This is a genomic window from Vibrio sp. HB236076 (genome assembly GCF_040957575.1).
GTDB lineage: Bacteria > Pseudomonadota > Gammaproteobacteria > Enterobacterales > Vibrionaceae > Vibrio.
In genome coordinates this window covers 2299910-2313398 of record NZ_CP162601.1, presented here as the reverse complement: position 1 = coordinate 2313398, position 13489 = coordinate 2299910, and the positions used below count along the sequence as shown (strand labels likewise).

General features: G+C 45.4%; 12 protein-coding genes. 4 read left to right on the top strand and 8 right to left on the bottom strand.

From position 1 onward, the window contains the following. Window positions 1-11 precede the first annotated feature (11 nt). Window positions 12-1103, top strand: a complete 1092-nt coding sequence (rlmM, locus tag AB0763_RS10125; protein ID WP_306100802.1) for a 23S rRNA (cytidine(2498)-2'-O)-methyltransferase RlmM — start codon at window positions 12-14, stop codon at window positions 1101-1103. Window positions 1104-1202: 99 nt separating this feature from the next. Here rlmM and xni read toward each other — a convergent pair whose 3' ends face one another. The 5 genes from xni to queF all read right to left on the bottom strand — a co-directional run bounded on the left by xni (window position 1203) and on the right by queF (window position 8494). Beyond that, window positions 1203-1970, bottom strand: a complete 768-nt coding sequence (xni, locus tag AB0763_RS10120) for a flap endonuclease Xni (RefSeq protein ID WP_306100803.1) — start codon at window positions 1968-1970, stop codon at window positions 1203-1205. A 113-nt stretch (window positions 1971-2083) separates the two neighbouring features. Beyond that, on the bottom strand, window positions 2084-3448 hold the full coding sequence (gene ppnN, locus AB0763_RS10115; RefSeq protein ID WP_306100804.1) for a nucleotide 5'-monophosphate nucleosidase PpnN: 1365 nt from the start codon (window positions 3446-3448) through the stop codon (window positions 2084-2086). Window positions 3449-3685: 237 nt separating this feature from the next. Then, window positions 3686-5251, bottom strand: coding sequence for a GGDEF domain-containing protein (locus tag AB0763_RS10110; RefSeq protein WP_306100805.1), 1566 nt, complete (start codon window positions 5249-5251; stop codon window positions 3686-3688). A 96-nt stretch (window positions 5252-5347) separates the two neighbouring features. Beyond that, complete coding sequence (locus tag AB0763_RS10105; RefSeq protein ID WP_306100806.1) at window positions 5348-7636, bottom strand: lipopolysaccharide assembly protein LapB; 2289 nt, start codon at window positions 7634-7636, stop codon at window positions 5348-5350. A gap of 12 nt (window positions 7637-7648) precedes the next feature. Further along, window positions 7649-8494, bottom strand: coding sequence for an NADPH-dependent 7-cyano-7-deazaguanine reductase QueF (gene queF / locus AB0763_RS10100; protein ID WP_306100807.1), 846 nt, complete (start codon window positions 8492-8494; stop codon window positions 7649-7651). 217 nt (window positions 8495-8711) lie between these two features. Between queF and syd the strand changes: the two genes are divergently transcribed. After that, window positions 8712-9263 carry a SecY-interacting protein gene (gene syd / locus AB0763_RS10095; RefSeq protein WP_306100808.1) on the top strand — a complete coding sequence of 184 codons (552 nt, stop codon included), beginning with the start codon at window positions 8712-8714 and terminating at the stop codon, window positions 9261-9263. Further along, window positions 9263-10048, top strand: a complete 786-nt coding sequence (locus AB0763_RS10090) for a Zn-ribbon-containing protein (RefSeq protein WP_306100809.1) — start codon at window positions 9263-9265, stop codon at window positions 10046-10048. Before syd ends, AB0763_RS10090 begins: the two co-directional genes overlap by 1 nt. 58 nt (window positions 10049-10106) lie before the next feature. Here the strand turns inward: AB0763_RS10090 and metQ are convergent, their stop codons facing one another. From metQ to metN, 3 genes are all read right to left on the bottom strand, one after another. Then, a complete protein-coding gene (gene metQ, locus AB0763_RS10085; protein WP_306100810.1) occupies window positions 10107-10901 on the bottom strand; it encodes a methionine ABC transporter substrate-binding lipoprotein MetQ in 795 nt (264 codons plus the stop codon). A 69-nt stretch (window positions 10902-10970) separates the two neighbouring features. Next, window positions 10971-11648, bottom strand: coding sequence for a methionine ABC transporter permease (locus tag AB0763_RS10080; protein ID WP_306100811.1), 678 nt, complete (start codon window positions 11646-11648; stop codon window positions 10971-10973). Next, a complete protein-coding gene (gene metN, locus AB0763_RS10075) occupies window positions 11638-12672 on the bottom strand; it encodes a methionine ABC transporter ATP-binding protein MetN (RefSeq protein ID WP_306100812.1) in 1035 nt (344 codons plus the stop codon). The genes AB0763_RS10080 and metN overlap by 11 nt, the downstream gene beginning before the upstream one ends. Before the next feature lie 227 nt (window positions 12673-12899). On the opposite strand from metN, the gene gmhB reads away from it, so the two are divergent. Beyond that, the gene (gene gmhB, locus AB0763_RS10070; protein ID WP_306100813.1) at window positions 12900-13448 is read left to right on the top strand and encodes a D-glycero-beta-D-manno-heptose 1,7-bisphosphate 7-phosphatase; all 549 of its coding nucleotides are present in this window, start codon (window positions 12900-12902) and stop codon (window positions 13446-13448) included. The last annotated feature ends 41 nt before the right edge of the window (window positions 13449-13489 follow it).

The following is a 13489-nucleotide window of genomic DNA, read 5'->3' as shown; positions in this document are numbered from 1 at the left end:
GAGGTAAAAACGTGAAAAAATTGATGTTGTATTGCCGTGCTGGCTTTGAAAAAGATTGCGCGGGCGAGATACAAGACCGCGCTTCACAATTGGGTATTTATGGTTTCCCGCGCCTGAAAAAAAATAGCGGTTATGTGATTTTTGAGTGTTATCAAGATCAAGAAGCGGCAAGATTGGCGGAACAAATTGATTTTCAAAGTTTGATTTTTGCTCGTCAAATGTTTGTTGTCGCGGCAGAGTTGGCTCAGTTGCCTAGTGACGATCGCATTAGCCCGATACTTGAGGCGTTATCGGAAGTCGATGACTTTCCTCAAGGCGGTGAGTTACGGGTCGAAATGCCCGATACCAATGAGGCCAAAGAGCTGTCTAAGTTTTGTCGCAAATTTACCGTGCCACTGCGTCAAGCCCTGCGCGGTAAGGGGTTATTAAGCAGTAAAGACAACAGTAAACTGCCGGTTGTCCATTTGTGTTTTATCGCGCCTGGCCACGGCTTTGTGGGGTACTCACTCAGCAATAATAACTCAGCGTTTTACATGGGAATCCCGAGATTGAAATTTCCCGCAGATGCGCCGAGTCGCTCGACCCTAAAACTGGAAGAAGCTTTTCACGTCTTCATCCCTAAAGAGGAGTGGGACACACGGTTAGCACCGGGGATGTGGGGCGTCGACCTAGGTGCGTGCCCAGGTGGGTGGACGTACCAATTGGTTAAGCGTTCGATGTTCGTCCACTGTGTTGACAATGGCATGATGGCGGACAGCTTAATGGAAACCGGTCAGATACAGCACCACCAAGTTGACGGTTTCAAATTTGAGCCGCCGCGTAAAAACGTCACTTGGATTGTTTGCGATATGATAGAAAAGCCGGCCCGAGTAGCGCACTTGATGGGTGAGTGGTTGCGAAAAGGCTGGGCGAAAGAGGCGCTGTTTAACTTAAAACTGCCGATGAAAGGCCGTTATGATGAAGTATTGCAAGATATTGAAAATCTAAAAGAATACCTGCATGAACACGGAATTAAATACCGTTTACAGGCCAAGCATCTGTACCATGATCGCGAAGAAATTACCGTGCATGTCCAGTGTTTGTCTAAAATTGCCTCGTTTTAGTGTTAACCTGCCACCACTGTTAACAGCGAGCTTGTGTATCCAGCTCGCTGGGTGTTTTCAAAATGCCCCTTCTTTTCATGAACAAGCTTGTGACAAGGTTTAGTTTTCGATTCTTAAATCTTGTAAGTTAAACCCAAGAGGCACATCGGTTTTTAATCTTGATACCTGTCGACAAGCTCTGGCTTGCTCGATATAAGGCTCCAGTTTTTTTCGGTATTTCGCCTCAAGGTGTTCATCTTGATAAGCTTGTTCGATATCTTGATACTGATTGAGAATCGCTTTGGCGGCTTTAGGACCAATGCCTGGCACCCCGGGGATCTGACTAGAACTGACGCCAGCCAAGCCCCAATAGTCTGGCAGTTGCTGTGGCTTAACCCCGAACTCTTGAGCGATAAAAGGGACGTCTAACCAGCGGTTTTGAAAGTAATCACGGATTTGTAGGTGTGGTGATAACAGTTGGCAGTAGCCTTTATCGGTAGAGACAATAGTGACCTTTTCTTGGTGATTAGCGACTTTCGTTGCTAAGGTTGCCACTAGGTCATCGGCTTCGTCACCCTCGCTAAGCAACGAATCTAATCCTTTTTGCCACCACGCTTCTTGAATGGCGTCTAAGCCTTGTTGCAATGGCAATGGCATTGGCTTGCGATTTTGCTTGTAGCTGGGTAAACACTCTGCTCGCCACCCTCTATCGGATAGGTGATGATCAAACACTGCGATCCAATGGCTGGGTTGGGCCTGGTTAACTATTTTATCTAACGTGCGTGACGTCGTGGCAATGGTTCGCTCTATGTCTTTTTCATCGGGTTGAGCGCTGTGAACGCGGCGAATGAGATTTAACGCATCAATGATAACCAAATGGATAGACATAACCTTCCTAACAAAAAAATAGAGCCCGAAAGCTCTATTGTAGCGAATCTTGGCGACTTGGATAAGCCTTGGAGTAGACTTTACGCGTCGCTAAATTAAGGTTCATGAATCCGTCAATGATCTTTTTTAATCACATAACAAGGTTGGTAGGCACTCCCTCCTGGCAGTTTCATGCGATCTTGACGAACAAAATCGGCCAATAAGGTGTCCATTTTTGCCATCAGTTCAGGGTCACCGGATAACTCGAAGGGGCCGTGTTTTTCTATTTCTAAGATCCCTTCGGCTTTCACATTACCTGCGACAATACCAGAAAAAGCCCTTCTTAAATTTGCAGCCAGTGACTGAGGTGGTTGGTCAAGGTGTAAGTCCAGCGCGGCCATTGACTCGTGGGTTGGGGCAAACGGCTGTTGAAATTCGGGTTCGATATGCAATGACCAATTAAAGAAGTAAGCATCCCCAAGCGCTTTGCGATGTTCTCTGATTGCTGGCATGGCGTTTTTCATCGTTTTTGCCACCAACACAGGATCATCGATAATGATTTGATAGTGCTGGCGCGCTGCATCCCCTAATGTTGCGCCGATAAAGGCATCGATGGCGTTAAAGTAATCTGCGCTTTCTTTGGGGCCGGTGAGAATAATCGGCAAGGGTTGAGCTTGGTTTTCTGGGTGCATCATAATACCAAGAATATACAACAGCTCTTCTGCCGTCCCCGCACCACCCGGGAAGATAATAATACCGTGCCCGGTGCGGACAAAAGCTTCTAATCGCTTTTCAATATCCGGTAGGATCACCAACTCATTGACGATCGGGTTTGGCGGTTCGGCCGCGATAATAGAAGGCTCGGTTAATCCTAAGTAACGCCCCGGAGCAATCCTTTGTTTGGCGTGACCAATCGCGGCCCCCTTCATCGGCCCTTCCATCGCACCTGGGCCACAACCGGTACAAATATCGAGTTTTCTCAAGCCCAGTTGATTCCCGACCAAGCGAGTGTATTGATACTCATTGGCTTTAATTGAGTGCCCGCCCCAGCAAATAATTAAATTGGGATCTTGACCAGGCTTAAAGGTATCGGCGTTACGCAACACGCCGAAAATAAAGTCAGTAATGTTGGCTGAATTGTCGTGATCTGAATGGCCATTCTCATCCAGTTGCATGTTGACATAAACGATGTCACGCAACACCGAAATTAAATGATCTTGAATGCCTTTTATGATTTCATCATCGACAAAAGAGTGCTCTGGCGGGGCGTTGAGTTCGAGTTTTATTCCGCGCTCACGACGTATCACTTCGATATCAAAATCGCGGTATTTATCCAGTAACTCTTTAGAGCTGTCGGTGTGGCTGCCTGAGTTTAATACGGCGAGTGAGCAATTGCGGTAAAGCTGGTACAGGTTACTCTCTGCGGTTTTTTGCAGTTTTTCAACTTCTAATTGAGATAATAAATTCATTCTACCTGTTGGGCTGATATGAGTTTTCATAATGCCTCCTTAACATGTCGGTAGTGACAAAGCATTGTTATTATTGTCTTGTCATGGTGGTAGCAATAGCAAAGGCGATAGTGGGAATAATGGGAGCTACCATCACAATGAGAGCGCCGCATTTCCATTGCAGCTCAAAATTAGATTAGCAGAGCTTTTGGGAAAAGATAGTGACTAACTGCTTGAAATGACTAAATAAGAGTAAAATACGTGCCAGTTGTTGGAAAAGTGAGCAGTTTAGTGCCAGCTGATTTGTTCTGTGCCGCGTTTTTTGCACTCTTGAAGGGCGAGCATCAGTTTGTCGAGGATGATTTCAGGGGTATCGGCATCGGCAAAAGCGATAGAAGCAGCACTGAGTGAGATCCTCAATTGTTGGTTTTTAAAGGTAAACGGCAACTCTTTTATCTCATTTTGCAATGACTTGGTTACCGACAAAACGTGTTCATCGGTTTCTTCAGGGAAGATCAAAGCAAACTCTTCGCTGTTTAAACGCGCTAGACAGGCGGTACTCGGTAAATACTTTTTGATCGTTTGTGCAATGATCTTGAGGGCTTTATCCCCCGCGTTGTAACCGTATTGCTCATTGACCGTCTTAAAGTTATCGATGTCTAACACCACCACCCTCAAGTTGTGTTGAAAGCGGATCCAGCGGCGATATTCCACTTCTAAACGCTCGTTAAATGCCGTTTGATTATACACTTGAGTTAAGGGGTCTTGCAGTGCTCGCTGAGCTTGGTCTTTGACTCTTTGATGTTGCTCTTGTGTTGACTCAAAAATCGTTTCGGTTTGCTGCTTGTTGTAAGTTAGGCGCTCTAGTAGGTGTTGCTGGCGCGTTTCAGCCATACTGAGTCGATCGCTGAGTTGGCCAATCTTCATCAGCAAAGGTGTGATGCTTTGTTTCAGTGTTTCTAGGTCTTGGCTTTGATCCACGGTTTGTTTTGAGCGTGAGACAAGATCATCGAGTTCGTGGTTGAGATCTTGGTATTGCTCTATTGACGCTTGGTGTTGGTCGACTAAGGCGTGTTGATTTTTTAAGCTCGACGCCAATTGTTCATTGAGGTGATTGAGAAAATGAGTCGAAACTTGTCGTTCGAGCTGTGTACCTTTGAGTAGTAATTTTAAGACTTGTAAGGTTAACGTGATCAGACTTTCACTGGTGACACCGTGTAGTAATTGAGAACGGATCGCCATGAGTTCTTGGCCAATATCACCATCAAAGTCAACGTCGGCAATCAGACTTTGTAACTCTAAAGAGAGCGCTTCGAGTTGTAACTTATCGGATAAAGCATCATTAGCAATAAAGTTAAGTTTTGAATTGGTCGTGATGATTTTGATCGAGCGTTCATAAATTGCGATCAGCTTGATCGCATGGGACAAGTCGGTGTAATTGTGCTCTTTGACTTGCTCGATTAACTGGCGCAATTCGCGTTTAAGCGGGGCGGGGAGGTAAGTGACTCTTTGCAAAGTCTCCGCACTGTGCTTGAGTTGATGATCGAGAAGTTGGCTTTGTTTGCCCATAGAACTTGACCTTTGTTTGAGAACGCGCTCAATAACCGCCAGCCGAGGTATAAGTCGGCTGACATCTTTAGGTTGCTCTAATTCACGCTTTAATGCAATAAGATGCTGTGCAATTTCGTCACTCTTGGGAAAGTAAGAATCAGCAAGCGATGTAATAAGACGCTTTAATACGTGTTGTTCACGCTGAAACTTTAATGATGCATCCCGATGTGTTAAGCGCAGTTGATCTAATTTGTGTTGCAATAGATCCAGTTGCGCTTGAATATCGGCTTCAACAATACCCATGAAAATGAAAAGCCAATCCCTAATATATGCGTTAATTTAAGATAATAACAAAACTGACTATAACGTCATACCGTATTTGCACTAATTCTGGGTATGCTACTCATTTTTTAGAATATTTTTGATTTCATGCTCATTTTCGTACGAGGATTGTAGCTTTATTAACCCCTGTTCAATGGCTTGCTGACAAGCATGTCGAATATTGTCTTTGGCCAAACTCGCCGCGGGGGCATTCTTGATTGCTTTTAAATAAACCCAATGGCTTTGTTGGTCTCGTAAACTGACCTCGCGGGCAATATGAGTAGCCAACAATAAAATGTCCAACAGTTCTTGATCATTAATGGCAGTATAAGCCCGAGGTAAAAAAGGGTAATCAGCCATGCCGATTCGAATGGTCGGGTTTAAATTGTATTGCTGGGCAAAGTCACTGACCCAAGCTTGGATTTTATCAAACATGGCTTGAGTATCTATGGCGACGGTACCGTCTGAGCTTGGTTCGATATACAACAAATTCGCATCGGAAAAATGATAAATTCGAGAGTCATCTTGCGCTTGTTTGGATAAAAAGTCGCCAAAGGCGCCTTCGAGCTCTAAGCCTTTTTTATAGCCGTGCTTAACGTACATACTGCGTAAAAAAGGCAAATCGATCATGACAAATTTTAATTTATCATTCAGCGGCTCGTGGACTAAATCCCCTAAATGCCATTGTTCAAAAGAGGCATTGGCTTTGAGCAGTGACTTTCTCAATTTTAAATTAAGCATACGCAAATTGCGCAGATGAGAACGTGAGTGAGTATATAACTCGCTGGACAGCGTCGTAATTTGCTCGCTTTGTCTTTGTATAACAATGCGCTGACGCCAAGTGAAGACAAACAGCGCCATTAAGGTTGTCGTTAATGCATAGACGAATAATTGAAATTTAGACAATTGGCGCTGAGCGCTTTTTAAATGATCCGCTTGGCTAGATAAGTGCAATGTTTGTTCTGCAAATTCTTTTTGTTGTCGGAAAGCGTCTTCACTGATCTCATTTAATTTGGTTTGTTGTTGATGCAATAGCGCTTGATAGTGCTCTAAATGAGTAAAGGCTTTTTGGTATTGATTGCTCTGTTGGTAAGCCTGAGCCAGTAATAGATAAATCTTGAGTTTTTGCTCGCTATTCGCCTGACTTGAATGGGTAATTAGCGATAAAGCTCGCTGACTTAAATCAATCGCTTGCGCAAAGTTTTTCTGATTGAGATAAAGCTCCGCTTTTAAACGAGTCGCGCGAATTTTCTCTACCGGAAAAGCGGTGTTGGATAAAATTTGATCGGCTTGCTGTAAATACTGTTCCGCGAGTGGGTAGTTGTAGAGCTGTAAATATGTGGCGGCCAAATCGAGGCGAATGCGGAGAATTTTATTGAGGTCTTTTTCCGTTGCGCTGTGATCAAGCACGTTAAAATAATGCACCAAGGCTAAGTTGTATTTCCCTTGTTTAAAATACATGTCTCCCATCATGGTTAGGGTTTGCGCCAATGCATTCGAGTCTGGGTAGTGATCAAAAAATTCAGCGGCTTGTGAGGCGTGTTGTAATGCTTTGTCAAACACGCGACGCTGTTTAAACAGCAGGGCGAGCTGTTGATTTATTTGCGCGAGTAAAATGCTTTTGTTGTGCTCTACTGCGTGCCAGTAAGCAAAAAGAAGCTCGGTTAAGGCGTGGTTGTATTGTTTAAACTGCAGATAAAATCGCCCAGCAGATAAGTGATAATCAATGGTCAAATCATTTGCCGCTTGCGAGCCCAAAAGCACTTTTGCTTGTTTGAAGTTTTGCTCGACTGAGGATAAGTCCCCTTGTCGCGCCGCAATCTTGGCTTTTAACATCGCCAAGTGATACCAGGTCTCTTGGGCAAGGGTGGCTTTTTTATCCAAAGCGTAGAGCTTGTTTTCAATCACCTCGAGGCTTTTTTGGGCTTTGTTGTCGTCGTGATCGATTTGCCAATTAAAGTCGGCAAACGCCATTTCGGCCTCGATCGCTAAAAAAGGCAGCCGGAATGTTTCACTGAGTGCCAGTGCGGATGACAAATGATTAAAAGCCAGTGAGATTTTGCCTTGGATAAAACTGGCTTTAGCAATGATCATGTGCGCTTGGATACTGCCACTGGGCGTTCTTAAATGGGCATCGCTGTCGTCGCGGCTCAATGTCGATGGGCTCTGGTCACCGCTGTTGGCCAAGCGGCGTTGTTGCAGGTATTGTTGTGCCACACTTTGCGATTGCGCAGGTGCAATCGCAAGGAGTTGCTGAGCGTCGTAGAGTTCACTGGATTGGAAGCGAAAACTGTTGGCGTTTACCTGGGCGGTAAGCAATAAAAAAAGCAGCGCGCTTACCCATCGACAAAGGTGGCAATTGATCATTGTGATTAACTCTTACTGTCTCGCCATGCGTTGATGGTTGGTGACTGAATCGGGCTCTGAACTGCGGAAAGGGTTGATGTCCAGCCCGCCGCGGCGAGTATATCGCGCCAATACGCTCAACGACTGTGGTTGGCAATAGCGAGTGATATCGGTAAAAATGCGCTCGACACATTGTTCGTGAAACTCATTGTGCTCTCGAAAGGAAACAATATAGCGCAAAAGTGATTCGCGTTTGATCTTAGGCCCTTGATAGCGGATTTCGATGCTGCCCCAATCGGGTTGGTTGGTGATCAAGCAGTTCGATTTGAGCAAATGGCTGTGCAAAGTTTCACTGACGATCTCGGTCTCGATGGCATTGTTAAGGTGCTGAGGGTCAAATTGATAACTGTCGATGCTGATGTCTTGATCATCAATGCACTCACCGGCCATGGCCATAATCGGTTGATGCTCAAAATGAGACACGGGATGAAGTTTTACCGTGACCGTTTCACCGGCACACGCCGAGAGATCGTTTGTTAAATGACGCTCAACTTCTTGCCACGATGCAAAACGGGTTTGATTAAAGCTGTTGAGGTAAAGCTTAAACGATTTTGACTCGACTAAGTTTTCTGAGGTAGCAGGAATAAAAACATCACCGATGGCCACTTGGGGTAAGCCCTTTTCATTGAGCCAAGACAACTCATACAGGGTCCACATATCGCCACCGTGAAAGGGCAATTCGTCACCCAATGCTAGGTCTTGTCGATTTAGGCTGCGCGGTACCGGTTGCAGTAAGGAAGGATTGTACTGACTGGCGTATTCGGTCTTTTGACCTAATGTCAGTGAAGCGAGTTCTTTCGCGTTTGAATATTTGCTCATACATCGGATTAAAATTCGATTACAATGACGCAATTTTACTGAATTAATAACAGAAAAGCCATGACAATACCGATTCGCGCTTTGGATACCAACCGCTGAGTTGCCTGTTAGATAAGGGCGTTACGATAGTGTTGACCAAGGGGAGTATTAAGACGTGTCCACTTAGACCTGGATTGCGAGCTTGATAGTGATTGGCTTTTTACTGAAAGGAGTATTTATGACTCACTCTGTGAGCGATGCATTACGACAATTGCACCATACTTATTACCAATCTTGCCAGCGGCAAACAGGACACTCACCTTATTGTGATGAAACGTTTGTCGATTGGCCGTCGCCTTGTATCGAGCGTATCGACAACGAGAAAGTGTATTGGCAAGCACAGCCGCAGCAGAGTGAGGAGTCCTTGTTTGACGGCGTTGAAAATGCACTTGAGTTGACGTTACACCCCGATATTAAAGCGTTTTATAGCGCTTTTTTTGCCGGTGATATAACGCTTACTATTGAGCAGCAGGCGATCACATTACTGCAGGTGTGGAACCGAGAAGACATCGAACGTTTGCAAGAAAACATGATTGGTCATTTGTTAATGCAAAAAAGGTTAAAACAAACGCCAACGGTCTTTATTGGGACGACAGAAGATGAACATCAAGTGATTTCCATCTGTAACTTGTCCGGTGAGGTGTTACTCGAAACCTTGGGGAAAAAGCAGCGTCGCGTGCTTGCTGATAACCTAGTGAATTTTTTAACTCGTGTGGAGCCTTTGCACTGATGTGGGTTTGTGAACTGGAGTTTGAGTGTTTTGATAACACCACCGTCGATGCCGTCGACAAGGCCATCAACGGTTTGATGGATGCATTGCGCTATAATGGGCAAGTTCTGGGACGCGAGTTTCCCGTCGTGATGGGCGAGGGCATTTTTTATGTCCGCGCGGTGTGCCCAGAGCAAGAGAGTTTACACCCTAAGTATCATTCAGATTACGTTAAAGCTTGTGTTAAGCGTTTGTCTGAGGCTTGCCTTCTTGCGCCGAAAGTACGCCTATTAGGGCGAGATTTGAACTCAGAGCAAAGTGCACAGGCTGACAAGCCAGAGTGGCAAGTATTGTATACCACTTATGTTCATACCTGTTCCCCTTTAAGAGATGGCGATAGTTTGCTGCCTATCCCTTTGTATCGCTATCCGGCCACTTTTAATGGCGATCACAAATCCGTGATCAAATGGCAATCGGAGTGGCAAGCGTGCGATGAGATTCAAATGGCTGGCGGTTGCCAAGCGGAACACGCCGCATTACATGAAATTTGTGATGTAGACAGCGTATTATTTCGTCGAGGTTGGGGTCTTAGAGGACGTATTGAGTATTTAACCCAAGTGCCGACCTACTATTATTTGTATCGAGTTGGTGGCGAAAGCTTGCGTGCTGAGCGCGAGCGAAAATGTCCTCGCTGTGGTCAAGATTGGTTACTCGAACAACCGCTACACGACATCTTCCACTTTAAATGCGAGCCATGTCGTTTACTGTCTAATATCTCTTGGGATCATCTGAAAACCCAAGGCTAAAAAAGCCTTCATCACTCGGTGATGAAGGCTTTTTTATCGCTCAGTATTTATCTCGGTATTACCAACCTTTGACCACACCGCCAAACAGTTCATCCGCTTTTTTGTACACAGCTTCGGTTTGGTATGCTTTGATAAACTCTTGGACTTTTTCGTCGTTGACGTTGTCTTGGCGCGCCACGATAAGATTGACGTATGGGGAGTCTTTTGCTTCAACGAACACGCCGTCTTTCTCTGGGCTTAGGCCAAGTGAACTCGCGAACGTATTGTTGATAACAGACAAAGTGACGTCATCGAGTGAGCGCGGTAATTGCGCGGCATCAAGCTCAACAATTTGGAGATCTTTCGGGTTTGACACAATATCGCGTGGTGTGGCTTTAAGACCAGCGCCATCGCGCAGTTTGATCAGACCTTCTTTCTCAAGTAGCAATAATGAGCGACCTAGGTTAGTCGGGTCATTGGGAACGGCAATGCGATCACCTTGTTTCAACTCGTCCACTGAGGTGACATTTTTCGAGTATCCCGCCAACGGGTAAACAAAGGTATTACCGGCAATGGCCAACTTATAGCCACGGTCTTCGATTTGTTGATCTAAATACGGTTTGTGTTGAAAGGCGTTAATGTCAACAGAGCCATCGTCGAGGGCAGCATTTGGCGTGATGTAGTCGGTAAAGGTCACCAATTCAACATCAAGGCCATATTCTTCTTTGGCGATTTTTTTAGCCACTTCAGCAACTTGTGCTTCAGCACCTGCCATAACGCCAAGTTTTAGAGTGTGGTCATCTTGGTTATCGCCACCACAAGCGGCCAATAAAAGACTTGATGCAGCAAGAGCAAGTATACGAGTGAATTTCATACTTTTATTCCTATACGATAATTTTTAAAGTTGTCTTTTTATACTATTCGTTTAACGAGAGATTGATTTTTATCGATGATCGACGCGGCGTACTATCGCATCACCGATCGATTGAATAATTTGTACCAACACGATTAACATAATGACGGTGACAATCATGATGGTTACATCATAGCGGTAAAAACCGTATCGAATCGCGACATCGCCTAAGCCGCCGCCGCCAACGGTTCCTGCCATGGCAGAATAACTAACCAGAGTCACTAAGGTGATGGTCACGGTGTTGATAATGGTAGGAAGCGCTTCTGGTAATAACACCTTATTAATAATCTGCATCGGAGTTGCTCCCATCGACTGGGCGGCTTCCACCAAACCATTGGGGACTTCCATCAAGGCGCTTTCTACTAAGCGGGCGACAAAAGGAATCGCTCCAATCGTCAAGGGGACAATGGCGGCGGTTGTGCCGATAAAGCTGCCGACGATCATTTTGGTAAAAGGAATAATGGCCACCATCAACACTAAAAAAGGCACAGAGCGACCGATGTTGACAATGGCACCCAATACGCGATTGAGTTTCGGGTTTTGGTGTAAACCACCTGCTTTGGTGGTATGTAGGATCACGCCAAGTGGAATACCAACAGCAAAACCAATCAAGCCAGCGACGAGCACCATGTAGATGGTTTCCCAAGTGGCACCGAGTAGCAGCGAGGCGTTGTCGCTCAGCCATTGAATCATTGCATTAAAGGACATAGCCCAATACCTCTACTTTCACATTGTTGTCTTTAAGAAACGCTAACGATTGCTCAATATCCTTCGCTTCACCAATCAGCTCTGTCACCATCATGCCGAACTTTACACCACCGGCGTAGTCAAGATCGGAGGTTAGGATATTAGCATCGGTATGATACAGCTTGGCAATTTGCGACATTAAAGGCGCATCAACCGTTGCCCCAGTAAACTCAAGTCTCACGAGAGGGTGGGCATTTTCGACGGGATCGGCGTGCAAGCGGTTAAGGTAATCTTCAGGAATCGACAGATCCAAGGTAGAGCGGATAAAGTTGTGCGCAAGCTCAGTTTTCGGGTGGGCAAAAATCTCACCAACCGTGCCTTTTTCAACCAACTCCCCACCGCCGATAATAGCCACTTGGTGACAAATGCTCTTAACCACATCCATTTCGTGTGTGATTAATAACATTGTGATATTTAACTCGCGATTGATTTTTTTGAGCAAGGTTAAAATCGATTGTGTTGTGGCCGGATCCAACGCACTGGTCGCCTCATCACAGAGCAATACTTTGGGTTCTGAGGCCAACGCACGGGCAATGGCTACGCGCTGTTTTTGCCCGCCACTGAGGTTTGCTGGGTAATGGAGGTGCTTATCACTTAAGCCAACTAATTCTAATAAGTCGGTGACGCGCTGCTTGATTTTATCACTGCTTTGGCCTGCAAGCTCCAAAGGCAGAGCGACGTTGTCAAATACAGTGCGAGAAGACAGCAGATTAAAGTGCTGAAAAATCATCCCAATATTGCGACGAGCACGGCTAAGTTCACTCGCGCTAAGCTCGGTCAAATCAACACCGTCCACTTTGATTGAGCCTGAGCTTGGTGCTTCAAGCATATTGACACAGCGTATTAAGGTGCTTTTCCCTGCACCAGATGAACCGATTACCCCAAAAATAGTACCTTGAGGAATTTGCAAATTGATGTTTTTAAGTGCGTGAATATCTTTATTACCTAAAGAGAACACCTTATTCACATGATTAATTTCTATCATTTATTGACCTTGCACGGAATCAATCCAAAGCGAAAATGTTGATAAATCGGGTTGCGACTTATCCAGGGTACAGGGAATACGGCCTGTGAGATGCTGATGCTAGGGATTCTACTGAAAGAAGTCAATAGCTATTTTTACGTCTAGACGTCTAAATTCAATTTGCTAGTGATGGTGAGTCTAAAGCGTGCGATAATACAGCCTGGTATCGAAAGCAAGAGAGACATGTTTTGGCTAAACCCGCTATATTCCTAGACCGAGATGGGGTGATTAATCGCGATCACGGTTACGTACACGACGAACACGATTTTGAGTTTATTGACGGTGTTTTTGAGGCGACGAAAGCGTTAAAGCAGCAAGGCTATTTATTGGTGTTAGTGACCAATCAATCCGGTATTGCGCGTCACTTATTCTCAGAAGAGCGCTTTTTAGATTTAACTCAGTGGATGGATTGGAACTTTGTTGATCACGGCGTGGAGTTTGATGGCTTTTATTATTGCCCTCATCATCCAGAGCATGGTATCGGCGAGTATAAACAAGATTGTGATTGTCGTAAGCCAAAACCCGGTATGTTTCTTTCTGCACGCGATTTCTTGAAAATTGATATGGCGCGTTCCGTCATGGTTGGCGATAAAGCACAAGACTTGCAAGCGGCTCTGGCGGCTGGGGTCGGAACAAAAGTCTTAGTGCGCTCTGGCAAAGCTGTGACAGAAGAGGGGATGGCATTAGCCGATCACGTCGTAGACTCTATTGCAGATGTTCCTAGTTTGCTAGCCTAGTGACGTCAGTCATCAGAGGGAACAAGCCCCTCAATGAACGG

What these genes read in the sequence shown, in the direction of transcription:
- AB0763_RS10105 (WP_306100806.1), bottom strand. Translation starts at nt 7,636, where the DNA reads ATGATCAATTGCCACCTTTGTCGATGGGTAAGCGCGCTGCTTTTTTTA.
- AB0763_RS10090 (WP_306100809.1), top strand. Translation starts at nt 9,263, where the DNA reads ATGTGGGTTTGTGAACTGGAGTTTGAGTGTTTTGATAACACCACCGTC.
- ppnN (WP_306100804.1), bottom strand. Translation starts at nt 3,448, where the DNA reads ATGAAAACTCATATCAGCCCAACAGGTAGAATGAATTTATTATCTCAA.
- metN (WP_306100812.1), bottom strand. Translation starts at nt 12,672, where the DNA reads ATGATAGAAATTAATCATGTGAATAAGGTGTTCTCTTTAGGTAATAAA.
- AB0763_RS10080 (WP_306100811.1), bottom strand. Translation starts at nt 11,648, where the DNA reads ATGTCCTTTAATGCAATGATTCAATGGCTGAGCGACAACGCCTCGCTG.
- AB0763_RS10110 (WP_306100805.1), bottom strand. Translation starts at nt 5,251, where the DNA reads ATGGGTATTGTTGAAGCCGATATTCAAGCGCAACTGGATCTATTGCAA.
- queF (WP_306100807.1), bottom strand. Translation starts at nt 8,494, where the DNA reads ATGAGCAAATATTCAAACGCGAAAGAACTCGCTTCACTGACATTAGGT.
- syd (WP_306100808.1), top strand. Translation starts at nt 8,712, where the DNA reads ATGACTCACTCTGTGAGCGATGCATTACGACAATTGCACCATACTTAT.
- metQ (WP_306100810.1), bottom strand. Translation starts at nt 10,901, where the DNA reads ATGAAATTCACTCGTATACTTGCTCTTGCTGCATCAAGTCTTTTATTG.
- xni (WP_306100803.1), bottom strand. Translation starts at nt 1,970, where the DNA reads ATGTCTATCCATTTGGTTATCATTGATGCGTTAAATCTCATTCGCCGC.